The organism is Herpetosiphon llansteffanensis (genome assembly GCF_003205875.1).
Taxonomy (GTDB): Bacteria; Chloroflexota; Chloroflexia; order Chloroflexales; family Herpetosiphonaceae; genus Herpetosiphon; species Herpetosiphon llansteffanensis.
Map to the genome: position 1 here is coordinate 1 of NZ_PUBZ01000133.1, position 25,851 is coordinate 25,851.

General features: G+C 50.6%; 23 protein-coding genes. 17 read left to right on the top strand and 6 right to left on the bottom strand.

Annotated features, from left to right (window positions below; genetic code table 11):
* Positions 1-84 precede the first annotated feature (84 nt).
* The 5 genes from C5S61_RS27360 (at position 85) to truB (ending at position 4,581) form a co-directional block, all read left to right on the top strand.
* Positions 85-366: a hypothetical protein gene (locus C5S61_RS27360; RefSeq protein WP_240614551.1), complete on the top strand. Its 282-nt coding sequence runs from the start codon at positions 85-87 to the stop codon at positions 364-366.
* Positions 366-2,174 carry a translation initiation factor IF-2 gene (infB, locus tag C5S61_RS21490; protein ID WP_054532441.1) on the top strand — a complete coding sequence of 603 codons (1,809 nt, stop codon included), beginning with the start codon at positions 366-368 and terminating at the stop codon, positions 2,172-2,174. Before C5S61_RS27360 ends, infB begins: the two co-directional genes overlap by 1 nt.
* A gap of 99 nt (positions 2,175-2,273) precedes the next feature.
* On the top strand, positions 2,274-2,654 hold the full coding sequence (gene rbfA / locus C5S61_RS21495) for a 30S ribosome-binding factor RbfA (RefSeq protein WP_110518679.1): 381 nt from the start codon (positions 2,274-2,276) through the stop codon (positions 2,652-2,654).
* A gap of 11 nt (positions 2,655-2,665) precedes the next feature.
* Entirely contained in the window at positions 2,666-3,658 is a 993-nt protein-coding gene (locus tag C5S61_RS21500) for a DHH family phosphoesterase (protein WP_110518682.1), read from the top strand.
* Positions 3,659-3,681: 23 nt separating this feature from the next.
* Complete coding sequence (truB, locus tag C5S61_RS21505) at positions 3,682-4,581, top strand: tRNA pseudouridine(55) synthase TruB (RefSeq protein WP_205701457.1); 900 nt, start codon at positions 3,682-3,684, stop codon at positions 4,579-4,581.
* A gap of 183 nt (positions 4,582-4,764) precedes the next feature.
* On the opposite strand, the gene C5S61_RS21510 is transcribed toward truB, so the two are convergent.
* Positions 4,765-5,259 (bottom strand): hypothetical protein, encoded by a 495-nt coding sequence (locus tag C5S61_RS21510; protein WP_110518684.1) that lies wholly within the window; start codon positions 5,257-5,259, stop codon positions 4,765-4,767.
* 495 nt (positions 5,260-5,754) lie between these two features.
* On the opposite strand from C5S61_RS21510, the gene C5S61_RS21515 reads away from it, so the two are divergent.
* Genes C5S61_RS21515 through C5S61_RS21530 form a run of 4 tightly spaced genes read left to right on the top strand, consistent with a single transcriptional unit; the run spans position 5,755 to position 9,995 of the window.
* Positions 5,755-6,624, top strand: a complete 870-nt coding sequence (locus C5S61_RS21515; protein ID WP_110518686.1) for a hypothetical protein — start codon at positions 5,755-5,757, stop codon at positions 6,622-6,624.
* A gap of 10 nt (positions 6,625-6,634) precedes the next feature.
* A complete protein-coding gene (locus C5S61_RS21520) occupies positions 6,635-7,303 on the top strand; it encodes a vWA domain-containing protein (protein ID WP_110518688.1) in 669 nt (222 codons plus the stop codon).
* 57 nt (positions 7,304-7,360) lie between these two features.
* On the top strand, positions 7,361-8,755 hold the full coding sequence (locus C5S61_RS21525; RefSeq protein WP_110518690.1) for a PP2C family serine/threonine-protein phosphatase: 1,395 nt from the start codon (positions 7,361-7,363) through the stop codon (positions 8,753-8,755).
* A 22-nt stretch (positions 8,756-8,777) separates the two neighbouring features.
* Complete coding sequence (locus C5S61_RS21530; protein WP_164689711.1) at positions 8,778-9,995, top strand: protein kinase domain-containing protein; 1,218 nt, start codon at positions 8,778-8,780, stop codon at positions 9,993-9,995.
* Here the strand turns inward: C5S61_RS21530 and C5S61_RS21535 are convergent.
* On the bottom strand, positions 9,992-10,897 hold the full coding sequence (locus C5S61_RS21535) for a DUF58 domain-containing protein (RefSeq protein ID WP_164689712.1): 906 nt from the start codon (positions 10,895-10,897) through the stop codon (positions 9,992-9,994). The two genes, C5S61_RS21530 and C5S61_RS21535, sit on opposite strands and share 4 nt — an antisense overlap.
* On the bottom strand, positions 10,869-12,203 hold the full coding sequence (locus C5S61_RS26945) for a hypothetical protein (RefSeq protein WP_164689713.1): 1,335 nt from the start codon (positions 12,201-12,203) through the stop codon (positions 10,869-10,871). Before C5S61_RS26945 ends, C5S61_RS21535 begins: the two co-directional genes overlap by 29 nt.
* 160 nt (positions 12,204-12,363) lie before the next feature.
* Here C5S61_RS26945 and tkt point away from each other — a divergent pair, with 160 nt between their 5' ends.
* Both tkt and rpiB read left to right on the top strand, forming a co-directional pair.
* Complete coding sequence (gene tkt, locus C5S61_RS21540) at positions 12,364-14,370, top strand: transketolase (protein ID WP_110518695.1); 2,007 nt, start codon at positions 12,364-12,366, stop codon at positions 14,368-14,370.
* A gap of 78 nt (positions 14,371-14,448) precedes the next feature.
* On the top strand, positions 14,449-14,892 hold the full coding sequence (gene rpiB, locus C5S61_RS21545) for a ribose 5-phosphate isomerase B (RefSeq protein WP_110518697.1): 444 nt from the start codon (positions 14,449-14,451) through the stop codon (positions 14,890-14,892).
* 68 nt (positions 14,893-14,960) lie between these two features.
* Here rpiB and C5S61_RS21550 read toward each other — a convergent pair whose 3' ends face one another.
* The 3 genes from C5S61_RS21550 to C5S61_RS21560 all read right to left on the bottom strand — a co-directional run bounded on the left by C5S61_RS21550 (position 14,961) and on the right by C5S61_RS21560 (position 20,065).
* On the bottom strand, positions 14,961-17,567 hold the full coding sequence (locus C5S61_RS21550) for a S1 family peptidase (RefSeq protein WP_110518754.1): 2,607 nt from the start codon (positions 17,565-17,567) through the stop codon (positions 14,961-14,963).
* A gap of 287 nt (positions 17,568-17,854) precedes the next feature.
* Positions 17,855-18,724: a fumarylacetoacetate hydrolase family protein gene (locus tag C5S61_RS21555; protein ID WP_110518756.1), complete on the bottom strand. Its 870-nt coding sequence runs from the start codon at positions 18,722-18,724 to the stop codon at positions 17,855-17,857.
* Positions 18,725-18,820: 96 nt separating this feature from the next.
* A complete protein-coding gene (locus C5S61_RS21560) occupies positions 18,821-20,065 on the bottom strand; it encodes a PP2C family protein-serine/threonine phosphatase (RefSeq protein WP_110518758.1) in 1,245 nt (414 codons plus the stop codon).
* Between the two features lie 120 nt (positions 20,066-20,185).
* Between C5S61_RS21560 and C5S61_RS21565 the strand changes: the two genes are divergently transcribed.
* From C5S61_RS21565 to atpA, 6 genes are all read left to right on the top strand, one after another.
* Complete coding sequence (locus C5S61_RS21565; protein ID WP_110518760.1) at positions 20,186-21,316, top strand: M20 family metallopeptidase; 1,131 nt, start codon at positions 20,186-20,188, stop codon at positions 21,314-21,316.
* Between the two features lie 664 nt (positions 21,317-21,980).
* Complete coding sequence (gene atpB, locus C5S61_RS21570; RefSeq protein WP_124033482.1) at positions 21,981-22,961, top strand: F0F1 ATP synthase subunit A; 981 nt, start codon at positions 21,981-21,983, stop codon at positions 22,959-22,961.
* An 86-nt stretch (positions 22,962-23,047) separates the two neighbouring features.
* Positions 23,048-23,281 carry an ATP synthase F0 subunit C gene (gene atpE / locus C5S61_RS21575; RefSeq protein WP_110518764.1) on the top strand — a complete coding sequence of 78 codons (234 nt, stop codon included), beginning with the start codon at positions 23,048-23,050 and terminating at the stop codon, positions 23,279-23,281.
* Between the two features lie 91 nt (positions 23,282-23,372).
* Complete coding sequence (locus C5S61_RS21580; protein ID WP_054534610.1) at positions 23,373-23,867, top strand: F0F1 ATP synthase subunit B; 495 nt, start codon at positions 23,373-23,375, stop codon at positions 23,865-23,867.
* Positions 23,867-24,223 (top strand): ATP synthase F1 subunit delta, encoded by a 357-nt coding sequence (gene atpH / locus C5S61_RS21585; RefSeq protein ID WP_110518766.1) that lies wholly within the window; start codon positions 23,867-23,869, stop codon positions 24,221-24,223. Before C5S61_RS21580 ends, atpH begins: the two co-directional genes overlap by 1 nt.
* 59 nt (positions 24,224-24,282) lie before the next feature.
* Positions 24,283-25,836 carry a F0F1 ATP synthase subunit alpha gene (gene atpA, locus C5S61_RS21590; protein WP_110518768.1) on the top strand — a complete coding sequence of 518 codons (1,554 nt, stop codon included), beginning with the start codon at positions 24,283-24,285 and terminating at the stop codon, positions 25,834-25,836.
* Positions 25,837-25,851 lie beyond the last annotated feature (15 nt).

Genomic DNA, 25,851 nt, shown 5'->3' on the forward strand with positions numbered 1-25,851 from the left:
TAACCACCGAGATCTACTCTTCTATCTTCGTCGGCGGCGTGAGAGGTGTATAATAGATATATAAGAGACAGGGTGGTGGTGGCGGTGGTAACCGCAATCGGCCTCAATCGCCTGGTGGTGCACGCCCTACCCGCAGCGGCGACGACGACCGTAACCGATCAGGTGGCGGTGGTGGCGGCACTGGTGGTAACCGCAATAATAACAACCAAAACCGTAGTAGCGGCGGCCCTGGCGGCAACCGTGGCGGCGGCGGTGGTGGTGGCGGCGTTCCACCTCGTGGCAGCGGTGGCGTTCCTCCACGCGGCAGCGGCGGACGCGGCCAAAACAACAATCAACAAGGTGGTCGTGGCCGTGGCACCCCAATGATGGCCCGCCCAGTTGCGCCAGCTCGTCCACGTGGCCCAGTTGAGCTTGGCCCGGTTATGACTGTCCGTGAGCTATCCGAAGCGCTGAGCGTTGGCGCTGCCGATATTATCAAAGAAATGCTCAAGCAAGGCATTTTGGCGAATATTAATCAACAACTTGATTATGAAACCGCTGCTGTGATTGCCGCAGAATTTGATATTGAAACCAGTGAACATGTGCCCGAACGTATGGCTGGCTTGGTCGATGATATTGGCGATGCGCTGCGGGCAGAAACCGCCGAAAATCTCAAAACTCGCCCACCAGTCGTAACGATCATGGGTCACGTTGACCACGGTAAAACTAAATTGCTCGATGCAGTGCGCTCAACCCGCGTTGCTGAAGGTGAAGCAGGCGGGATTACCCAACACATTGGGGCCTACCAAGTTGAAATCCATGGCCGCAAAATTTCGTTCTTGGATACACCAGGTCACGAAGCGTTTACCGCCATGCGTGCTCGTGGGGCAACCGTCACCGATATTGTTATTTTGGTGGTGGCTGCTGACGACGGTGTGATGCCGCAAACGGCTGAAGCTATTGCCCACGTTAAGGCTGCTGGTGTGCCAATGATTGTGGCCATCAACAAAATCGACGTGCCTGGGGCCAACCCCGACCGTGTGCGCCAACAATTGGCCGTCGAAGGAATTGCGACCGAAAGCTGGGGCGGCGACGTTCCTGATGTCGAAATTTCGGCGAAGCACAAGAAAAATATCGATGGCTTGCTCGATATGGTGTTGTTGGTCGCCGATTTGCAAGAATTGAAGGCCAACCCCGATAAACCAGCCATCGGCACAATCGTCGAAGCTGAGCTCGACAAAGGTCGTGGCCCAGTCGCGACGGTGTTGATCCAAAACGGAACGTTACGTCAAGACGATATTGTGGTGGTCGGTGCGACTCACGGAAAAATTCGGGCCATGTTTACCGACATTGGTCGCCGGATTCGCATCGCCGAACCTGCAACGCCAGTCTCGATCATTGGGCTTTCAGAAGTGCCACAAGCTGGCGATATTTTGCAAGTGCTTGATGACCCACGGATTGCGCGTGAAGTTGCGACCGTGCGCCAACGCCAACGCCAAATGGAGCATATGGCCAACCAGCTTGGCAAAGCAACCACGCTTGATGAAGTCTACAAACAAATTCAAGCAGGCAAAATCAAAGATCTCAACATTATTCTCAAAGCCGACGTACAAGGCTCAATTGGCGCAATCGAACACTCGTTGGCGCAGTTGAACGAGAAACAAAGCGAGATTCAAATCAAGATTTTGCACCGTGGCACTGGCACAATCAGCGAGTCGGACGTGAGCTTGGCCGTGGCATCACACGCGATTATCATTGGCTTCAATGCTCGCCCCGATGCTGCTGCCCGCCGTAGCGCCGAAGCCAACGGGATTGATATTCGCTTCTACAACATCATTTACCAATTGATCGAAGACCTGAACAAGGCCATGATCGGGATGCTCGATCCTGAGATCAAGGAAGTAACCGATGGTTTTGCAGAAGTGCGCAATACCTTCCGCTTGCCATCACGCGAAGTTGTGGCTGGCTTGATGATGATCGACGGCAAGGTTACTCGCAATTCATTGGTACGCGTTTTGCGCTCAGGGGTTGTGTTGCACGACGGACGAATTGGCTCGCTGCGCCGTTTCAAAGACGATGTGCGCGAAGTGCTTTCGGGCTACGAGTGTGGGATGCAGGTCGATGGCTTTAACGACATCGAAGCTGGCGATACGATGGAATTCTATCGCAAAGAAAAGATTATTCGCACCTCGTAAGCGCTGATTAAACGCTGGAGTGGAGACAAATAGATCTGTTGCTTGTAACAGGTGTGTTTGTCTCCATTCTGCATTATTAATACTGTGGGAGTGGCTGTTATGGCAAAAGGTAAACGAGTTGAACAGGTTGCCGAAGAAATTAAAGTAATTTTGAGCAACGCAATTCAATTTGAAATTCAAGACCCACGCTTGGGCTTTGTAACCCTCACCAGCGTGAATGTTAGCCCAGATTTGTATCACGCCAATATCAACGTCAGCGTGATGGGCGATGATGCAGCGCGCAAAGATTCGATTGCAACCCTTGATAGGGCCAAAGGCTTTTTGCGGCGTGAGCTTGGCCAGCAAATGAAATTACGGGCTGTGCCAGAGTTGCATTTTCATCTTGATGTAACGATTGATACGCGCCAACATATGGACAAGCTGTTCAACCAAGTCGACGAAGAACGGCGGGTTAATCCACCACAACTAGACGACGAATAAGGAATACCACGATGCTGTATACCACTATTCAACAAGCGGCTCCGGCCCTGCGTGATGCCATGACCGCCGCACGCCATATTTTGGTTACCTCGCATATCAACCCCGATGGCGATGCAGTTGGTTCAAGCATTGGACTAACCCGCATTTTACGCGCCATGGGCTGTCGGGTAACCATGGTTTTGCCAACTGATCTGCCAAGTTTGGCGGTGGTTTTGCCCGATGCGCCAGAGGTCGGGGTTTATAGCCAAGGGGCAAGTTTGCCCGCCGATGTTGATTTAGTGGTGTTGGTCGATACTGGCAGCATCTCGCGGATTGAGCCGATTTTTAGCGCAGAACGGGCCTATTTGGCTCAGCGCCCATTGTTGGTGATTGACCATCACGCCACCAATAGCGGCGAAGGCTTTTTAAATTTGGTTATGACCGAAGCTGCCGCAACCTGCGAAATTTTGGGCTTGCTGGCGCAAGCTTGGAACCAAGCGATTGATGCTGAAACCGCAACCGCATTGTTGATGGGCTTGGTGACTGATACCCAAAGTTTCCAAACCTCGCATACCAGCCCGCGCACCTTACGGGTTGCCGCCGATTTATTGGCGCTCGGCGGGCGATTAAACGAGGTGATGCGCTCGATGATGTATGGCAAGCCGTTCGCCCATGCCAAAGCCTTGGGGATGGCGATTGAGCGCATGCACGACGAGGGCGATATTATCTGGACGGAATTTACCCAAGCAATGCAACAAGGCACGGGCGCAGATGATGAGGCTGGCGATGAAATTACGGCTTATCTGAGCCGCGTTGCCACTGCTAAAGCCTATGTACTGTTTAAAGAGCGCCGTGATGGCACGGTGAAAATCAGCATGCGCTCGCAGCCTGGAATTGATGTTGGCAGCGTGGCCCATAGTTTGGGCGGTGGCGGCCATCGCGAAGCAGCTGGCGCAACCTTGCAGATGGGCTTGGCCGAAGCCCGCGAGTTGGTGCTCAGCACATTACGGGCAGCCTTAGCCTAATTAACTAGAAAGGTGCTAGCTCGTTGATTGGCGAGCCATATTTGCCTATGCTGCATGGATTTTTAAACATCGATAAGCCCCAAGGCATAACCTCAACCGATGTGGTGCGGGTGGTCAAACGAACTGCGCGCATGAAACGGGTTGGCCATGGTGGCACGCTCGACCCAATGGCCACGGGCGTGTTGCCGATTGCCTTGGGCAATGCCACCCGCCTGCTGGAATATTTGCAAGAGGAAGATCGTAAAGCCTACACTGCAACCCTGCTGCTTGGCATCACCACCGATAGCGATGATGCGGAAGGTGCTGTAATTGCTGAGTCGGCGGTTCCTGCACTTGAACCAAGCTTAATTGAAAGCGTCTTGAGCCAATTTCGTGGCGCAATCGAGCAAGTGCCACCGCAATATGCAGCGATTCGGGTCGATGGCAAACGCATGTATGAGTATGCCCGCGAAGGCACGCATATCGAGTTGCCAGCCCGCCCAATCACGATCGATCAGCTTGATTTGTTGGCTTGGGATGCGCAGCAATTAACGATTGCGGTCGATTGTAGCAAAGGCACCTATATTCGAGCCTTGGCCCGCGATATTGGAGCCTTGCTTGGGTGTGGCGCGCACTTAACTGCGTTGCGGCGTACCCGAGCAGGAGCTTTTGATTTGAGCACCAGCATCGCGTTGGCTGAGCTTGATCAACAGCCTGAGGTTTTGGCAGCGGCACTTTTGCCACCACAGGCAGCGATTGCCAACTGGCCCTTAATCTCGCTGCCTGAGGCGGTTGTAGCCGATGTACGCATGGGGCGGGTGGTGCAGGTTGAGAGTGCAGCCGAACGGGTTGGTTTGCTTGATCAGACAGGCCAATTAGTGGCGATTGCAGTGCTGCGCGAAACTGGCTATCAGCCAATTAAGGTCTTTGCCCCAGAAGCGTAAACACGAGGCGGCTATAGGCTGGTGGCTATAGGCTATGGGTCAATAGTTTTTGATCTGTGCTAAACGTAGGGATTGAGGCTATTGACTCTTAACTCTTAGCTATCGGAACATGGTAGTTCAACCGCACTCCGATAGCCAAAAGCCTACAGCCTATAGCCACATGTGCTTCATCCTTCATAATTACTACTGGGTTGTATAGGGCAAAAAGACGAAATTAGCAGGCACAACTGAGAAGGTGCGGGTAATACTTTGGCCTTGGTAGGTGCTGCAATCATACTCAACATGCCAATTCCATGGGGCAAGTGCATCTGCTGGCAGCGCCTGAGTTTGAGTATAGCTGTAGGTAAACGGGACGATTGCTTGGCCTTGGCCCATTCTGCCAGCGAAAACATAATCGCGATTACCTGGGCCATCGAGATGGATCGTATGACCACAGCGTGGGCCTTGCCAATTAAAGGTCCATGTGTTGGGGGCAACTGGCTGGGGCAAAACGGCTTCGTTAGCTGGCGATTGAAGGGTAGGCTCTGGCCCGGGAGTTGCGGTTGGGCCACCAAACGAGTGAGCAAGGCTGCTTGAGGTTGCTGAAGTGGCATGGTTCGGTGCAAGCAACGTTCCGACGATGAACAGTCCAATCAGGGCTACCACAACGATAGCACCTGTGCGTTCGAGAAAATTCATACCATCCTCCTAATCTGGAGCAGCGGCTGAATCAGCAACAGCCATATACTCCAAGTTGATAGTAATTTTTTCGAACGCAAGAAGCAATAGCCGATATAGGCTAGATTATCGTTTTGATCCACGAAGCATAAGAAGAGCATAGAACATAGAGCATAGAACATAACCAATTAATCACAAAGCGGACAAAGATAATGTTTTAGCCACGACTTCCACGAATATGTATTTTTTTGCCACAGATTGGCACAGATGTTTAAAATTACGTTTGCGCCAGCCCAAAGCTAATCGCCCATAGCCGCATGCCCTGATCGCTGGCCCCTGACACCTATTTTGCCTTCTGACTTTTGATTTTTGACTTTTGACTTTTAGAGGCCAATACCCAACAAACTTCGAGCACATACTTAGCAATTGGAATAATTTTCTAGCTCAATCAAAAAAAACTCTATGGAATGTATCTAACTCTAGTAATGCGTATTTATGCTAGAGTTGGAGGCTTTTATGCCAGTTGTTGGTACCGCCCCAGTAAAGCCCTGTCCGCAATGCCAATTTCGCAATAACACTCATTCAACATTTTGTCAGAATTGTGGTCAAGCATTAGCCATGCCGCAAGCAGTTCCATCAACCCAGCCTGTAGCCAAGCCAATTGCGCGGTCAGCCGTTAATCAACCTTCGATCCAGCCTGTAGCCAAGCCAGTTGCGCGGTCAGCCGTTAATCAACCTTTAGTTAAACCAGCAACCAGACCACTTACCCCACCAGCACCCTATCAACCTAGCACAATTGCAAGCCCAACCCAATCAATCCACCAAAAACTCTTGTTTCAACTCCAAATGTTTGCCTACGGTTTAATTGGTTTAGGTGGATTAATTTTAGGATGTTTGATTTTTGGGCCATTTGTTCAAGCCAGTATGAATGGGGATATTGGCTCCTTATTGAGTAGTAGCTTTAGTGGAAGTGCTAGCGCCATCCATTTTGCATTGCTTTTACTTGGGGCTTTGTTTGAGCCTGATTTAGCCAATGAAAAAATTCTCATTTTCTTTGCACTATTGATTATCCTGCTCTTACCCGCATATGCAATTTTTGTCATGATGACAGGATCGAAGCTAAGTAAGGCGCTGGTTTTGAATCAATTGGCCTATTCAATTAAGCATCTCCAAATAATAAGTGGAATTATGCTTGGCTTTTTTGGAGTGATCTATGCAACTTTAAATCTTAGTATTAATGCGAGCAGCAATGTTTTAGGAGCAGGTGGAGGCGCAAAACTTGGCTTAGGTTGGGGATTTACAGTCAGCCTGATTGCACTATTAGCCATCTTTATTAGCTGTATTTGGTATAAAAATACGGTTTTAAAACTTTCAGTTACCCCATAAAGGAGCAATTATGGAATACGGATTAGAAAGCCCAATCAACTATGAACAGAAATGTTTGTGTGTTTTGGTCGTTGACACATCAGGATCGATGCAAGGTACACCAATCGACGAATTAAACCAAGGTCTACAATTATTTCATCAAGATATTAGTAATAATTTTTCGACTGCTCAACGCTTAGAAATTTGCTTAATTGAATTTAATAGCCAAGTTGATTGTATTGTTGAGCCAAGTTTAATTGATCATTTTGATATGCCAATTTTAGCGGTAGCAGGAACAACAAAATTAGTCGATGGAGTACGTTTGGCTATGCATAAAGTCCAAGAACGAAAACAATGGTATCGATCAACAGGTCAGCCCTATTATCGGCCATGGATTATTTTGATGACTGATGGAGCACCTGATAAAGACCAAGATATTCAAGGTTTAGCCCAAGAGCTTCAATCTGGGGTCGTCAATAAACAATTTACTTTTTTTCCAATCGGAGTTCAAGGAGCAGATCTTAACATGCTTCGGCGCATTAGCACGCCAGATCGGCCACCAATGATGTTGCAAGGCTTACGGTTTGAAGCATTTTTTGACTGGTTAAGCGCAAGCTTAGCAATGGTCGCAAGCTCAACCGATGGCCAAGTAATCAATTTACCGCCAACGAGTGGTTGGGGAATTCTTCCAGTATCCTAGAATTTGTTGGGGTTGGTTGGTTTGGCTTCAACTAACCCCTTTTGTAAGGAAGAGACGATGAAACAGTATCAACGACCACTCATTTTGGTGTTATCTGCGCTGCTCTTGCTCAGCAGTATGTTGATTGTGCTGCTCTTTATCCGATTAAACACCACAAATCAGCAAGCAATTCCAATAACCCGATCAACGACAATAACCCCAACGTTAACCAATTCAGGCTTAATTACAACAACCAAATCGCTACTGCCTGCCACAATTGAATCAATCTTGTCCACTAATCCAACTGTTGCGCCAAAGCCTGATAATGCCAAACCGCAACCAAACGCTCTTAAACCAACTACAACTCAAGCGCCCAATAGTTTTGGAGCGATCTTAATCAAAAGCCTGCTAGGATTGAGTGTGCTTGCGGTTGGCGGATACTTTTTATGGGCGCGTTTGAGTGGTTCGCCTCAATTAGCACACCAACGGCGCTCGATGCCAAAACCGCTGCTTAGGCAAAATCCAGCGATTACCTTGCCACCAGTGAGCAATTCAACTACACCCAGGCCGCAACCAGCCACCGTACCAAGCGCGCCGAGCAATCTGAAACCAGCAGTTGACCAGAGTATGCGTCATGTCAACCATCAATTTCATGTATTTAGCGAATCGATCATTGGTAAGAGCCATATTCAACATGGCTTGCTCTGTCAAGATTATTCGCAGCATGTAAGTTTGGGGGAAGGTTGGGGCGTTGCGGTGATGGCTGATGGTTTGGGTAGTCGCAAATTATCACATCTTGGATCTGAATTTGTGGTTGAAGCAGCATGTGAACAATTATTAGAACTGGTGAAACAGCAAACTTGGCATGAAACTAACCAATTACCGAATCTTCAGCAATGGCAGAACTATGTAATTTATATATTCCAAGATATTTATGCAAAATTACAAAAGAAGGCTCAAGCAGAAAAACAATCAGTTCATGAATTTGCTTGTACATTAATTAGCGTCATTTATAGCCCAATTGGCATTTTGGTAGCACATATTGGCGATGGTCGGGCTGGCTATAGCGATCGTCATGGCCAATGGCATTCGATGATTACACCGCATAAAGGTGAAGAAGCCAACGAAGTTATGCCATTTACTGCCGATCAAGTTTGGAAAAATCCATCCGAATTAATCGAATGTCAGGTCATTAATGAACAAATTAATGGATTTGTATTAATTTCTGATGGCTGTGAAAAACATACATTTCAATGTAGTCAATTTGATCAAGCCACTCAGCGTTGGCACGATCCAAATCAACCACATCAACAATTTTTTGATCGTTTGCAGCAGCTATTTCGTGAAAAAAAACAAAAAGGCCAAGATCTCCATAGTTTACAGAGCATGTTTAAAGACATTCTGGAGCGTGGCAATACGGGATTTGCTAATGAGCCGGATGATAAAACCATGATTCTTGGTTTGTGGATCTAAGCATACGCGAAGGATGTCAATAATGAGTGTTATCTATCAAACCAAACAGCATATGCATGTTCAGCTTGATCAATCCAAGCCGCTAGGCAAAGGCGGAGAAGGCTGTGTCTATCCCGTTATTCATACGCCTAACTATCCTAATCATTGTGCGAAAATTTTTTATCCTAACCGATTAACTCCTGAACTAGAGCAAAAGATTAATTTTATGGTTGATAATCCGCCTGATACGCTTACCAGTACCAATTATCGGATTGCTTGGCCGATTGCTGCATTGTATGAAAAGCAAAAATTTTGTGGCTTCATTATGCCAAGAGCTTTTGATCAGAGCATTGGGCTTGAACGATTAACTCAACCACATATTCATACCAAAAATATTGATCAATCATGGATTAAATATCAACGATCTGATAAACAAGGGGTTATTAATTGCTTTAAAGTTTGTGTTAATATTGCTTTCACGGTTAATCTTATTCATCAAATGCAAAAATACATTTTTGTCGATTTAAAACCTCAAAATATATTAGTTACCTTAAATGGGTTTATTTCGATTACTGATATTGATTCAATGCAAGTTTATGATGCTAAGAAAAATCTCTATTATAAATCAGTAGTTTCAACAGCGGAATATTCGCCTCCAGAGTATCGTAACTACCTTAAAAGTGGCAGTACTATTGCAAAAGAGTGGGATAATTTCTCATTAGCCGTTATCTTTTATCAATTAATTACAGGAATCCATCCTTTTGCTGCAACCTTTGGTGACAAATTCCATGATTCAACAACAATTGATGACCATATTAGTCGTAGTTTATTTGTATTTGGTAATCACAAGCATACAATTGTTCAGTTGCCAAAGTTGCACAAATATTACGAAAGAATGCCAACTGATATTCAACAATTATTCCTACGTGCATTTGATAAACCCGTTGATCAGCGACCAACTGCAGAGGAATGGGGTAAAAATCTGTTTGATTTAGTTTCGCAGAAACAACATTTAATTGTCCATAATCCAGATATTGGTCTGGCCTCACCACCCAGAAAACCTGTAGGAGGATTAAATCCAGCAAAAAAGGTCAACCCAGCATTGAAACAAGTACAACAGCAAGCGGCGCAGCCAGCCACTAATTCAGCCCCAATGCAAGTATCGCAGCCCATTAAGGCTCAGCGTGAAAGTTATGCTTGGATTGGCTGGCTGATTGTTATAATTGCGATTGTTGGGGTTATTTTAGTGGCGCAAGGCTAGAGGCCAATAATGCCGCGCCGGCGTAAGAAGGGCAGAATACTTTGCTCAAGCGGGCGATCGCTGCGAATGCCAGCATAGGTCGCCCCATAGCGCTGACAGATTTGCTCATGCATGCGCACCCAACGCACCAGTTTTTCGCGATAATCTTTTTGGGTTTGTTGATCAAGCTCAAGCGCCAGCACTTGGCCAGTTTCGCTATCTTCAAATTCGACCGGCCCTGTCAGCGTGGGCTTAATTTCTTCGGGGTGCAACAGGTGCAGCACCACAACTTGCCAGACTGGCGGGGCAGCAGCACGCAGCAGTGGCTCTAAATCGCTCGTCCATAAATCGGAGATGATCAAGAGCATGCCGCCAGAACTGCGGCGAACTGCTTGGGTAATCGGCGTAAATGAGGTTTGTTCGGCCCAATTCAAATTGCTTAAATAGCGCAGCAAATCGGGGCCGCGTGCCCGACTAACAGCAGGCCCAAACGGCTTGATCAATTTGCTGGTAAATGGCCAAATCGTGGTTTGATCGTTTGAGGTGAGGCCGAGATAGCCGAGCATTGCCGCCAAACGCAAGGCATAGCGGCCTTTGTGCAGCTCGCCTTGGCCCCAATCCAACGAGGCTGAGCAATCTAAGGCAATCGTAATATTAATATCTTGTTCGGTTTCACCAAGCTTCACATGCAAATCTTCATGGCGTGCATAGGCAAACCAATCGACGTGGCGCAGATCGTCGCCCGGGCTATAGGCGCGATGATCGCTAAATGTTGGCGCTGGCAAACGCCGTCGCGAGGCATGTTCGCCGCTCAAACCCCCGCGTAAGGTACGCCGCGAACGCAACGCGAGGCGTTCGATGCGCGCTAAAAACTCAGGGTTAAACAGGTCGCCACTAGCGCCCGAAGTAGTCTTGAATCGCATCGCGTAGCTCCGCAGGAATATTGGATGGATCGCTAATATCGCTGGGCACGCTGCCGCCGCTACCACCAGCATTGCCGCCGCCAGTACCTTCGCCACCAGGCAAGGTGATTGAGGTGTCGCCACCAGTCCCGGGAGTCGTTTCGCCAGCAGCAGGCGCTTCTGGCAAGCTGACATCGGGGCCAAGCGCATCGCTCGGTGGCGGCGATGAACGGCTGCCAGTACCAGGATTATTGCCAGCACCGTTGTTGCTTGGCTGGCCGTTTTGGTTATCGCCTGGCTGGCCTTGTTGCGGCTGGTTGCCAGCTTGCGGCTCGCTCCCAGCTTGGCCATTCTGCTCGCCATTGGCCAAATCAGGTTGGGCATTATCAAGCTGATCGGTCAGTTGCGCCAAATCTTCGAGCGCATCGGCGGCATTTTGGGGATTGCCACGCAGTTGCTCTGCATCGCTGCGCAAGCGTTCGGCAACCTCTGGCTGATCTTGTAATTGCTCGGCTGCTTGTTCAAGGCCATCAGCGATTTCGTTGCGCGTTTGCGGCGATAGCTGATCAGCTTGATCGGCGAGTTTGGCCAGTTCTTCAGCAGCTTGTTGCACATCGCCACGGCGCAAAGCATCGGCAGCGGCCCGCGTTGCGCCATTATCACTTAAACCATCGGCCAAGGCATCGGCAATTTCTTGGCCTTCGGGACTCAGCTCCGGTTGCTGATCAGGCTGATTGCCAACTGGCTGATTGGGATCAGCAGCGGGATCTTCCTCGGTAGCAGGCTGTTCTGGTGGCTCGGTTGTGGTGAGACTCGCCAACTCGCGCAATGGCTCGGTTGTTGGCGCTGGCAAACCGGCATTAATTTGGCCCAAAACAAACAAGCCCGTGGCCAACACGGCTGCCAAACCTAAACTTTGCCATTCTAAGGCAATTGGCGCAATCACGCGGATCGTGGCATCGCGGGCAACGCTGGGCAAACGCCGCTTGGCACGTTCAATATTCACAGCGTGAAAGCCGCCGCGCAATTCTTGAAATTCGCTGGCAGTGCTCAATTGGGCATTCAATTGATATTGCTGATCGAGCATTTGCACAAATTGGGCTGGGGCGAGAATCGATTTCCAGGCATAAACCCCACCAAGTGCTGCCACCAGAACCACAATTAAGCCCAAGATCGGCCACGAAAGCGGCCAATCTAGCCAGTTTCGGCCAATTAGGCCAAGGCATAACACAGCCAAGGCCATCCAGGCGGCGCGAATTAATAAGCGCTGGCGTTGGCGCTGTTGGACTTCAACATATAATTCAAGAATTTGTTGCGTTAAATTCATGTTTGCGCTCCTAGCTTTGCGCGCTGGTGAATAGCTGCATGCCCTGAGGCGTGGGAAGGACAACCAAACAGTTGCAATTATGAGTTTACCATAGAATTACGATGGATCGGCCTCTGCTATAATTGACAGTTGGAACTGATACATCACCGCAGGAGGATTTGTGACTCAAGCACATACACTCGACGAACTGGCCATCAATACAATCCGCATGTTGGCGGTTGATGGTGTGCAAGCGGCTAATTCGGGCCACCCAGGCTTACCAATGGGGGCTGCGGCCATGGCTTATGTGCTATGGACGCGCCACCTCAAACATAATCCGGCTAATCCAGATTGGGCTGATCGCGACCGCTTTGTGCTGTCGGCGGGCCATGGCTCAATGCTGTTGTATAGTTTATTGCATCTCACGGGCTACAGTGATATGGCGCTCGATGATTTGAAGAATTTCCGCCAATGGCACAGCAAAACTGCTGGTCACCCAGAATATGGCTATGCCGCTGGCATCGAAACCACGACTGGCCCGCTTGGCCAAGGCTTTGCAACCGGCGTGGGCATGGCAATTGCTGCCCGCCACTTGGCTGGCACATTCAATCAGCCTGAACTGGAAATCGTCAAGCATCATATTTATGCAATTGTTTCCGATGGCGATTTGGAAGAGGGCATTAGTGCCGAAGCCGCTTCGTTGGCAGGCCACCTCAAATTGGGCGAGTTGGTTTATCTCTACGATGATAATGAAATCTCGATTGAAGGCGATACCTCAATTGCCTTCACCGAAGATGTGCCAGCCCGTTTCCGCGCCTATGGCTGGCATGTGCAAGAGATCGACGGGCTTGATACCGAGCAAGTTGATGCAGCCTTGACCGCCGCCAAAGCAGTGACCGACCAACCATCGTTGATCGTGGCCCACACCGTGATTGGCTTCGGCTCGCCCAATCGGGCTGGCACGGCCAAAGCCCATGGCTCGCCACTTGGCCCCGATGAAGTCAAATTGACCAAGGAAGCGCTCGGCTGGCCGCTCGAACCAACCTTTTATATTCCAGAAGAAGTATCAACCCACTTCCGCCAAGCCTTGAGCAACGGCGCTGCCGCTGAGCAAGCATGGAACGAGCTGTTCGAACGCTACGCTGCGGCACATCCAGAAAAAGCTGCCGACTTCAAGCAACGCATGTCTGGTGAATTACCAGACGGTTGGGATAGCACGTTGCCGGTTTGGGAAGCTGATGCCAAGGGCGTAGCAACGCGCAAATCATCAGAAGCAGCGCTCAACGCCTTGGCCGAGCAAATTCCAGCATTAATTGGCGGCTCGGCAGATTTGGCCGAATCGACCTTTACCTTAATTGAGCATGCAGAATCGTTCCAACCAGCAACGCCGCAAGGCCGCAACATGCACTGGGGTATTCGCGAACATGCCATGGTCGCAGCCGTTAATGGCATGGCCTTGCATGGCGGCACGATTCCCTACGGCGCAACCTTCTTGGTGTTCAGCGATTATTGCCGCGCCTCGATTCGCTTGGCAGCCTTGATGGGCATTCGCACCATTCAAGTCTTTACCCACGATAGCATTGGCGTTGGCGAAGATGGCCCAACCCACCAGCCAATCGAACACATTCCATCATTGCGAATTATCCCCAATTTGAATGTGCTGCGACCTGGTGATGCTAACGAAACCAGCCAAGCCTGGCGCGTGGCCGTAACCCACAAAGGCCCAAGCTTGCTGGCCTTGACCCGCCAAAACTTGCCAACCCTTGATCGCAGCCGCTATGCTTCGGCAGAAGGCGTGGCCCAAGGTGGCTATGTGTTGGCTGATAGCGATGGCCAACCAGAACTGATCATCATTGCCACCGGCTCGGAATTGCAACATGCAGTCGCAGCCTACGAGCAACTAAGCGGCGAAGGTGTCAAAGTTCGCGTGGTCAGCATGCCATCGACCTTCTTGTTTGATGCGCAGTCGGCGGAATATCGCGAAAGCGTGTTGCCCAAGGCCGTGACCAAACGGATTGCAATTGAAGCAGCCCATCCAGTCACGTGGTACAAATACGTTGGCACTGACGGCGATATTATTGGGATTGATCACTTCGGTGCATCAGCGCCAATTAATGTTTTGATGAAGGAATTTGGCTTTACCGCTGAAAACCTGATTGCCCGTGCCAAGGCCTTGTTGGCTGGTTAATCCGTTGATTGATCAAGCATCTGACGCGAAGTACGAGCAATTCGTGCTTCGCGTTGTGCTGTTGAAAGGAAATAAATTATGAAAATTGCGGTCGGAACCGATCATGGTGGCCTGATTTTGAAGCAAGCGGTAATTGACGCGGTGCAACGGCTGGGCCATGAAGTGCTCGATTTTGGCACCGATTCGCCTGCCTCGGTCGATTACCCCGATTTTGCGGCTGCGGTTGGCAATGCAGTGGTTAGCGGCCAAGCTGAGCGTGGGATCGCAATTTGCGGCAGTGGCGTTGGCGTGACCGTCGCCGCCAACAAAATCAAAGGCGTGCGGGCTTGCTTATGCCACGACACCTATTCGGCGCATCAAGGCGTAGAGCACGATGATTTGAATGTGCTCTGTTTGGGCGGGCGGGTCATTGGCCCAGCCCTCGCCGATGAAATTGTGCAAGCATTTTTGAGTGCCAATTTCCACAACGAAGCGCGCTTTACCCGCCGTTTGGATAAAGTGATCGCACTCGAAAACCAATAAATTTGCTAAAAAAGCCCCGCCCTTGGTTTGAATCAAGGGCGGGGCTTTTTGCTATTCAGCGTAGCGGTTTAGTTTTTGGTTACTGCTGGCAAGTAGACCAATTCTGGGCCTTCTGGCTCAGATTCTTCGGTACAAGCCTTCACGCTGACGTTATCGATCTTCCAGCCATCATCGCGGCCAACTGAGCTGTCCGAGGCAAGGCGGAAGCGGAACATAACGGTTTCGCCGTTGTAGGCTGACAAGTCAACCACGCTCTTCAACCAGTCTTGTGGGTCGCCACACCAGGCATCGCGACCATTAAGCGGGTTCGACGAAGCAGTGATTGCGCCATTGTATGGGTCGGTCAACAAGGAAGCATTAGGAATTTGATCCCATGCTGAGCCACCATCAGTTGACACTTCAATCAACGCACCATCATAACAGCCGCCAGCTGTACGATCTTCAATCGTTTGGGCGTTCCAGAATTGCAGGGTATGGGTCAAACCTTCGGTCAAGGTTATTGCCGGAGTAGTGAGCCATTGATCTGATGCCGTAGTCGGATCGATCGCCTTCATCCCTGAAGTGCCACCGTAACCAAAGGCTCCATGTGCCCAGGTATTGCCAGTGCCACCGCTAGCCCAGTTTGGATTGGTTTCGAAGTTTTCTTCGAAGGTAACCACGGTTTCGGTGCCAATTGTACAATCGCCAGGTGCTGCTTCAGTGGTAAAGCTGAAGACCGTGCTATTGGCGCTGACACCACATGCATTGGCAGCGCGCACGCGCCAGTAGTGTTTGGTGTTGGTGCTCAATGGAGCGCTGGTCAAGCTGGTCAATTCGGTCGTTGCCGTGTAAACCAAGTTGCTGAAATTAGCATCGCTAGCAATTTCAAGCACGTAGCTATCGGCTCCGGTTGCGTTTGACCAACTAAACGTTGGGGTATCGCTTACATCGGTAGCGTTGTTTGCTGGGGCAGTCAAAGTTGGCGCAGCACTTGGAATACCGCCTGAGATGCTGAGATCTAAATCGGCGGTGCGGGTAATGCTAGCGCTATCGGCATGCACCACAACCGTGTAATCGCCAGCTGCGGCAGCAGTTACGTTACCAATGGTTAATTGGCTGCTCAAGGTTGGTGAAATCACTGGGTTTGGCGTAAAGGTTGCAGTTACACCAGCAGGCAAGTTGCTTGCCGAAAGGTTTACCGGCTCGCTGAAACCTGAAATCCAGGTTAAGTTAACCGTGCTTTGGCCCGAGGCAGGAGCACAAACCGCCAAGCTAGCTGGGCTGAGATTGACGGTGTACGCTGGGCTACCAGCACTGCCATCAAGTACCAAGGTGCCTGAGTTGGTTGGGTCAAGCCAATCTTTCAAGCGGGTTGCAGGCGTGCCGCCACCATTCCATGATACTGAAACCCGACCATACCAGTCTGATAAATCGTTACCACAGGCAGCGCCGCCACCATGCAGTTGGCCAACCACGCGATGCTGAGGATCGTACAATGGCGAGCCTGACGAACCACCTTCGGTTGTGCCTAAATCCCAGTCGATAACCCGAATGTGGGTACCATCGCCAGGCACGGTGTTGCTATTGTAGCCGGTGGTTTGGGTTGCTTGGTTTTCAAAGCTGATGCGTTTTTCTTCAACACCTGGGTGGTGAATCGCTACAACGCTGGCGAAATCGCCGCTTTGAGCGTTCCAACCAGACCAGTATGGGGCATATTCGCTTGGAACTGCATCATCAAGTTCGAGCAAAGCAAAGTCTGATGGAGCATAGTTGGCAATTAAAGTCGCCCCAGTCATGGTGGTGTTAGGCTTGGGCAATGGCGTGCCATTTTCAGTCGAGCCAACCGTACGACACAGGGTCGATTCGTAGTTCCAATAGGTTACGACGGTTGCTGAATTGGCTGCGGTGACACCACAGTGGGCAGCGGTCAGGAAGTATGGCTTTTGATCTTGGGCAGTGTTGTTGACCAACGAGCCAGTACACATATCCAAGCCGTTGCGGGTATAAGCGGCAACCGCGTTAATGTCTTCACGCCAGTCGTCGCCTTCAGGACAAACTACGTCAACATTACACGAGCCTGATTTATCGACCAAGAGATCACGTGGAACGCCGAAGCCGCTAAAGCCACGGTTGATGGCGCTCAAGGTCAGGTCGGCAGTTGCAAACTCGCCACTATCGGCGCTGTATTCGATGATCATTTCATCGCCAGCGACGATTGGAGTCCACAATTGGCCATGATCTTCGTTATCAGCAGCACCGTATGGCCCAATAATTGAGCGATAATCAGGGCTGTACATAAACAATTGGCCGCTCTTTGGCATGGTATAGCGCGTATAGCCAAGGTTGATCGACAAAGCCTTGGGGGCGCTAATCCGTAAGCGGGCTACGGTGCGATTGCCAACAACTTCGATCGTCGATACTTGCTTGATGTCAAGCGAGGTTTGATAATCTTTGGCAAAACGCAATGGCGCATCGCTTGGCCGATTAACTGCATCTGAGCGTTCTTTGGCGACATCAAGTTCTGGCACAGCAATTTGAGCTACTGTGGCCAAATCTTTCAAGCCTTGGGCCAATGCCAACGGTCGGTCGGACGTGCTGGCTTGATTTTGCGCAGCAGTGAACGGCACCTTAGCCCCAATTACCGATAATAAAACGGTAATCGCAAGTAAAGCAAATAGCCAACGGGATCGAACCATGCTTGAACCTCCTGAGGTGAGTTCCACACAACACTGAGGGGAATTGAGAGGATTTGTTAATAAGCTTAATATAAAAAGATTTAGCTCATTTGTCAAATTTATTAATTATTGCCTTATCGCGATAAGCCGATATATATTCAAGTCGGCGCTAGCATTATTAGGTTCGATTTAGCTAGCTAGATGGAGACTAATCTTAATTCAAGCGCCATTAAATAACGCTTTTGCGCAACAAAAAACAGCATTCTGACAAAAGTGTATTATTTAAAGAATGCTGTTTTGGTCTGAAATTAACCGGCGACAACCGGATTGCGCAGCATGCCAATGCCCTCAACTTCGGTTTCGAGCAAATCGCCTGGGCGCAAAAATTCTTGCGGGGTGCGAGCAAAACCCACACCAGCAGGCGTGCCAGTCGCAATAATATCGCCTGGTTCAAGGGTCATGCCTTGCGAGAGCACGCTAATTAGGGTTGGAATGTCAAAAATAAGATCGTTGGTATTGGATTCTTGCTTGATCTCGCCATTAACCCGTAAGCGCACAACCAAATTATGCGGGTCGGTTAACTCGCTGCTGGTGATAATCCACGGCCCCATTGGACACGAGCCATCGAGTGCTTTGCCTTTGAAAAATTGCTGATGACGGGTTTGCAAATCGCGGGCCGAAATATCGTTAATCACTGTATAGCCCCAAACATGCTCCATCGCTTGCTCGCGGCTAATGTTTTTGCCAGCTTTGCCGATGATCACGCCCAACTCAACTTCCCAGTCAATCCGCTCGGAAACTGCCGGATCGATCACAATTTCGCCGGTTGGGCTGTTAATTGCGGTTGGTGGTTTGGTAAAAAAGACCGGATGTTCGGGCATTTTGACTTCGAGGCCTTTGGCTTGCAACGATTCACGCGCGTGGGCAGCGTAATTCAAGCCAACACAAAACACATTTTTCAATGGGCGCGGCAACGGAGCCAATAATTGATCAAGATTGAGCTGAATGCCTGCACGGCTTTGATATTCAGGCAAGGCTGCTTTGACGATTTCTAAGCCAGCATCACCAGCCTCGATCAAGGCTTGCAGTGATTGATAGCCATCGAGCAACATCACCCGATCGCCGAGCACAATGCCTGGGCGCGGCCCAACTGCTGTTTTGAGCGTTACAAATCGCATAGTATCTCCGCAATATCGCCATGATAGCGTTTTCGCACCATCGTTTTGGCAAAGAATATGCTTGCATTATAACGATATTCGCTTATGTTGATGAAGCTAGCTTGATTCAGGGTTGAGCTTGACAACCAACAAGGTCAAATCGTCGATCGGCGGCGTACCACTCTGGAAGGCGCGCACATCGCCAAGGATGGCATCTGCCAGGCCATGGGCTGGTAAGCGGCCATAGGCTTGCACCGCTGAAATCAAGCGCTCACGGCCATAGGTATCGCCAGCAAAATTGCGTGCATCACATAAGCCATCGGTATAAAACACCAAGGCATCGCCTGGCTCTAAATCGGTGTGCATCTGCTCGAAAAAGGCTTCTTCGGTGATGCCAACGGGCATACCGCCGCCCTCAAGCATCGCAACCCGCCCTTGTTTGGCCCGATAATGCAACGGCCAATCGTGGCCAGCTCGCACATAGGTAAAGCGTCGCCGCGCCAAATCCAAATGCGAATAGACCATGGTAATCACTGCTGCATCAAGGTTGGTGGTGCGAATCAATTGATTGAAGCCTTCGACTAAGGCCAAGGGATCACGCTGATCCATGCCCAGCAACAGACCTTTGGCCAGCGCCATCACCAAGGCAGCGCCAGCACCTTTATCGCAGACATCGGCCATCACAATCGAGAGCATATGCTCGCTAAGTTGGCGCACCTCGTAAAAATCGCCGCTCATCTCATAGGCAGGGAAGGTAGCAGCGGCAATCACCACGCCATGCACATTTGGAAAGCTGGTAGGAATCAATCGGCGTTGCAATTCGCGGCCTAGCTCCAATTCACGGGCAGCTCGGGCACGGCGCAATGCCTCTGCTTGGGCTTGCTCCAAGGCAGTGTAGGCATCAGTCAAGAGCCGATTCTTATGACGCAAATCTTCCAAACGTCGTTCATCGGAGCGCCGCACGTGGGCTGCAACCCGCCGTAACATATTGTAGGCAATCGCGGGGTAGGTATGCAGCAAGGTTTCAAACGCCGCAATCGGAATCTCCAAGACCTCGCTTTGGACAACCGCAATTGCGCCAGCGGCCCGCGTGCCATCAGGCTCCAACAAACTAAGCTCGCCAAAAAATGCCCCAACCCCCAACAAACCAAGGGTCGTTTCCTCGGAACTACCTTGCTCGAGCACCAGCCGCAACGTGCCACTGACCACCACATAACAGGCATCGCCACGATCACGCTGGTGGAACAACCACGCATCTGCTGGCAACCCACGAATTCGGGCCTGACCATCGAGCATTTGCAAGCCTTCAAGCGAAAGGTCTGCAAATAGGGGCACTCGACGTAGGAACTCCATTTGGGACATACCCACCTCCTAGCAACGACCAAAATGCAGCATAGCACGCTCGCTAGCCTGATGCAAGACAGGCTTGAGCAATGGCTGCGGTACAATACAGCAATAACTGCTTAGTGATGGAGGAAGACCATGCCTCGTCAGCTTTTAACCTATCTTGATGCTTGCCTACCGGATCTGTTGGATGAAATGCGTCAATGGATCGAGATTGAGTCGTTTACCCGTGATATTACGGCGGTTTCTTGGATGGTCAATGTGGTTGGCGAGCGCTTGAGCAAACTTGGCGCAAGTGTGCGCAAATACAATGGCAAACCCCAAGCCGACCATTTGTTGGCCAGCTGGCCAGGCGAGGGCGAGCCAATCCTGATTGTCGGCCATGTTGATACGGTCTATCCGCCAGGCACGATCGATCAGTTTCCTTTCCGAATCGATGGCGATGTAGTGCGCGGGCCAGGGGTGAGCGATATGAAGGGCTGTATTTTGCTGACCTGCGCCGCCTTGCAAGCCTTACGCCATTTTGGGCGCTGGCCAAGCCGTCCATTAAAATTTCTAATTACCACCGATGAAGAAATCGGCAGCCCAACCTCGCGGCGCTATATTGAAGAGCAGGCTCGTGGCTGTCGCGCAGCGCTGATTATCGAATCGGCGGAAGAAGGCGGCTGGCTCAAAACATGGCGCAAAAGTGTTAGCATGTATGATTTGGAGATTACTGGCAAGCCGTCGCACGCTGGCGTTGCCCCAGAGCTTGGCATTAGCGCCATCCATGAATTAAGTTATCAAATTGGCCAAATTCTACCATTAGCCCGCCCTGATATTGGCACGACGATCAATATTGGCAAAATTAGCGGCGGCACTGCCGCCAATGTCGTTGCCGCAGCAGCCCATTGCACCATCGATGTACGCGCGCTCAAAGTTGGCGAGGCCGAACGCGTCGATCAAGCATTACATCAGCTAGCGCCGCGCCTCGCTGGGGCCAAATTAACCTTGGAAGGCGGCGTGAATCGCCCAGCCATGGAACAAACTCCTGCGACGATGGCGTTGTATGCTGCTGCCGAGCAAATTGCCAAGCAACTCGATTTGCCGGTTAAAGCTAGCGGCACTGGCGGCGGCTCAGATGGCAATTTCACCTCGGCGATCGGCGTGCCCACCCTCGATGGGCTTGGCGGCTGGGGAAGCGATTCGCATAGCTTCGACGAATGGCTTTCGATCAGCCAATTTGCCCCCCGTGCTGCCTTGTTAGCCCGTTTAATTGAAACATTGTAATTATTTGGGGATCGGTTGTTGGGGGCTGGGGAAGCGAAAGGATGAAGGATGAGGGATGAGGGATGAAATCAATAACGTCATCTTCGTGTCCTTCGTGTCCTTCGTGGATCAATTCATTAACGCAGAGGCGCAGAGGATGTTTGGCTCTAGGCTGAAGGCTATTGGCTAGCGGAACATTGCTCAAAATACACAGGATCATCCATCCTACAGCCCATAGCCTATAGCCTCATCAACCTTCGCGCTCTTCGCGGTTTCAAGTCTTCATGCAGTTCGTGGATCAACGTTTTAACACAGAGGTGCAGAGCGACTTAAGGATGAAGCCAAAAGTCTATGCCTAACCATCCCGCTCCCCGACCCCTGATCCCCAGAAGATTGTTGAGGCACTTTTGTGACAATTGCCACAAAAGCAGCAAAATGTTTGATGTTGGGGATAAAAATGTGGCTAGGCCCATGCGAAAGAAGGCGATTTCTGCCCGTTACAAAGGGATTGAGCCTATTCTTGACTAATGTTAACAAGTTTGACAAGAGCATAGCCATCCTTTATACTTGAGAATGTGCAAAAAAGCACAAAATCCCAACAGTCGTGAAAGTTGTATTGCCCAGCGTTGTGCAGAGCCAGCAGTGTACCGCTTTACGATGGGCCTATAAACGCGGAGGGATCGCCTTGTCCACAAAACGAAAGGTAATTATAGCGGTCGCAATTACCGCAGTGATTGGGATTGCATTACGCAGATTCCTGCCTGTTGGTACGCCGCTGGTTTCGGTGCGAGCCGAAGAATTGTTCCACATTGGTGGTTATACGGTCACGAACTCGCTAGTGCTCACTTGGTTAGTGATGGCACTCTTGATCGTGCTTTCGGTGATTGGCACGAGCAAATTGCGCAGTGGCAATACCGAAGCCTTGAAACAACCACGTGGTCTCCAGAACGCTTTGGAATATGCGGTTGAAATGTTCTACAACACCATGCAAGGGGTTAGCCCCAAGTTTGCAGGGCGTTTCTTTGTGGTCGTTGCAACCATCTTCTTCCTTGTTCTGCCATCAAACTGGTTTGGTTTGGTGCCAGGCGTTGGCTCAATTGGCTTGTGCTATAGCCACAGCGCCGAGCATGCCGCCGCACCAAACTACGTTGCAACCGCTGGCATCAGCACCGATATTGCTGAGCCAGTTGTGGCTGCTGCTGCTGAAGGTGGTAACTACACCCACAACTGCCCAAGCGGTACGGCCTTCCACCCATTTTTGCGCTCAGGTAGTGCCGACTTGAACATGACCTTGGCCTTGGCCTTGATCTCGTTCGCGGTGACTGAATTCTGGGGCTTCCGCTCATTGGGCCTTGGCTACTTAGGCAAGTTCTTCAACTTCAAGGGTGGCGCGATCCAATTTGCGGTCGGGATCATCGAATTGGTTTCGGAATTTGCGCGGATTGTCTCGTTTGCCTTCCGGCTTTTCGGCAATATCTTTGCCGGTGAAGTTGTGCTCTTGGTAATGGCATTCCTGTTCCCAACCTTGCTTTCACTGCCATTCTACGGCCTCGAACTCTTCGTCGGCTTGATTCAAGCCTTCGTGTTCGCGATGTTGACGATGGCATTTATCGATATGGCTGCTGAATCGCACGGCGATCATGGCCACGAAGAACACGCGCACTAAGCGCTTGATCGACGCAAACTAACGGTTTGATCATACACTTTTCTTTTGACTACTTATTGACACTCAGTTTTTGGAGGATTCAGCTCATGACCGATGAAGGTGTACGCCTGATTGCAGCGGCCTTGGCTATTGCTTTATCGACCCTCGGCCCTGGTATTGGTATTGGGATGTTGGTATCGGGCGCATTGCAGTCAATTGCTCGCAATCCTGAAACCGAAGGCACGATCCGCACCAATATGTTCGTCGGTATCGCTTTGACAGAAGGTCTCGCGATCTTCGGTCTGGTTATTTCGTTGCTGATTGGTTTCAAAGTTATCTAAGAACCAACCGCCGACGAACGACGATTCAATGACACTATTCCTGCAAGCGCCATGCACCTAGTGGCGTGGCGCTCTTGCTAAGGGGGATGTAATGGATAAGCTTGGGGTCGATCTCCCACTGCTACTCTCACAAATTGTCAACTTCTCATTGTTGGCGATTTTGTTGAATATGTTTCTCTACAAACCAATTTTGAATGCCCTGCAAGCTCGCTCAGAACGCATTCGCGAGAGCTTGGATAACGCTGAAAAAGTGAAGCAACAATTGGCCCGCGTTGATGCTGACTACGATGCGAAGCTGCAAGAAGCTCGCCGCGAAGGTCAAACCATCATCAGCCAAGCCCAAGAACGCGCTCGGGCGCAAGAAGCCGAATTGTTGGTTGTTGCTCGCAATAACGCTGCCAAAATTGAAGAAGAAGCCCGTAACAAAGCTGAACAAGATCGCCAACAAATGTTGCGCGGCTTGCAAGGCCAATTGGCTTCTTTGGTTACCGAAACCGCCAGCAATGTGCTTGGTCGCGAACTGCAAACTAAAGGTCACGACGAGTTGATCAATAAATCAATTGACCAACTTGGGAGGCTGAACTAATGAGCAGCCGCGAACCCGCAAGCTACGCCCGCGCTGTTTATGATTCACTCGTTGCAGCGCTCAAAGCCGAAGGCCAAGAAGATCTCTTGCCAAGCGTGCTGGATGAGTTGGTGCAGTTGGCGCGTTCGGGCGGCCCAACCGCGGCTGAAGTTACAAGTGCCGTAGAACTGAGCGCTGAACAACGTACCAAGATCGCCAACGATCTCAAGGCGCGTTATGGCGCATTGCTCGACATCACCTACAACGTCGATCCAGAAATTCTGGGCGGCTTGTTGGTGCGTGTTGGCGATAAGGTGCTTGATTCAACTCTCCGCCAACGCCTCAACGCAGTCCAACGCAATATGATGGCCGGTTAACTGTGAGAAGTGATGAAGCATCAGCTTCATCCTTCATACTTCGATCATAGAGGCAAACAATGGCTGTAACAGCAGAAGATATTCTTAGTCGTCTTAAAGCCAGCGTGCAGCAACCACTCAGCGCTGACCCAACTGCGGTCAACGTCGGCACGGTTGCCAGCGTTGGTGACGGCGTGGCGCGGATCACGGGTCTGCGCGATGTTATGGCTTCGGAGTTGCTTGAATTCAAGCAAACGAAGTCAGGCGAAACCGTCATGGGCATCGCGCTGAACTTGGAAAAAGATAACGTCGCTGCCGTTATTTTGGGCGATTATCTCGAAATTGAAGAAGGCGACTTGGTACGCTCAACTGGCAAGATTATTTCCGTGCCAGTTGGTCAAGAGTTGCTTGGCCGTGTCGTTGACCCACTTGGCCGCCCGCTCGACGGGAAAGGCCCAATCAGCGCAACCAAAACCCGCGAAGTCGAACGGATTGCCCCCGGCGTGATCGAGCGTAAATCGGTGAGCCAACCAGTGCAAACTGGGATCTTGGCGATCGACGCATTGATTCCAATCGGGCGTGGTCAACGCGAGTTGATCATCGGCGACCGCCAAACTGGGAAGACCGCGATCGCAATCGATACGATCATCAACCAACGCGGTCAAGGCATGGTGTGTGTGTATGTCGCAATCGGCCAAAAGCGCTCGAAAGTGGCTCAAACCATCACCACGCTTGAGCAAAATGGCGCGATGGAATACACCATCGTGGTCAATGCTTCAGCCTCAGAATCAGCAGCATTGCAATACATCGCCCCGTACTCAGGCTGTGCCATCGCTGAAGAAGTGATGGAAGGCGGCGTGACGGTCGATGGCACGTTGGTCAAAGATGCCTTGATCATCTATGACGATTTGTCGAAGCACGCTGTGGCCTATCGCCAAGTATCGTTGTTGCTGCGCCGCCCTCCAGGCCGCGAAGCCTACCCTGGCGACGTGTTCTACTTGCACTCACGCTTGTTGGAACGGGCTGCTCGTTTGAGCGAAGCCAATGGTGGCGGTTCGATTACGGCCTTGCCAATCATCGAAACCCAAGCCAACGACGTTTCGGCCTACATTCCTACCAACGTGATTTCGATCACCGACGGTCAAATCTTCTTGGAATCGGACTTGTTCTATGCTGGCCAACGTCCAGCTTTGAACGTGGGTATTTCGGTGAGCCGCGTCGGTTCATCGGCCCAAACCAAAGCCATGAAGACCGTTGCTGGTAAGATGAAGCTCGAATTGGCCCAGTTCCGCGAATTGGCAGCCTTTGCCATGTTTGCCTCCGACTTGGATGCAGGCACCAAGGCCCAAATCGAACGCGGTCAACGCCTTTCGGAATTGCTCAAGCAACCACAATACCAACCAATCGCTTTGGAAGACCAAGTGATTATTCTGTGGGTTGCTGGGAACGGCTTCTTGGACGATGTTCCAGTTGCTCGGATCAACGACTTCAAGCGCGATTTCTGGCAGTTTATCCACAGCAGCTATGCTGAGGTTGGCCGCAGCATCGCCAGCGAGAAAGCCTTGAGCGAAGCAACCATCGCCAACTTACGCAAAGCCGTGACCGAATTCAAGCAAACGGCGAGTTATAAATAGATAGGGGTTGGGGGC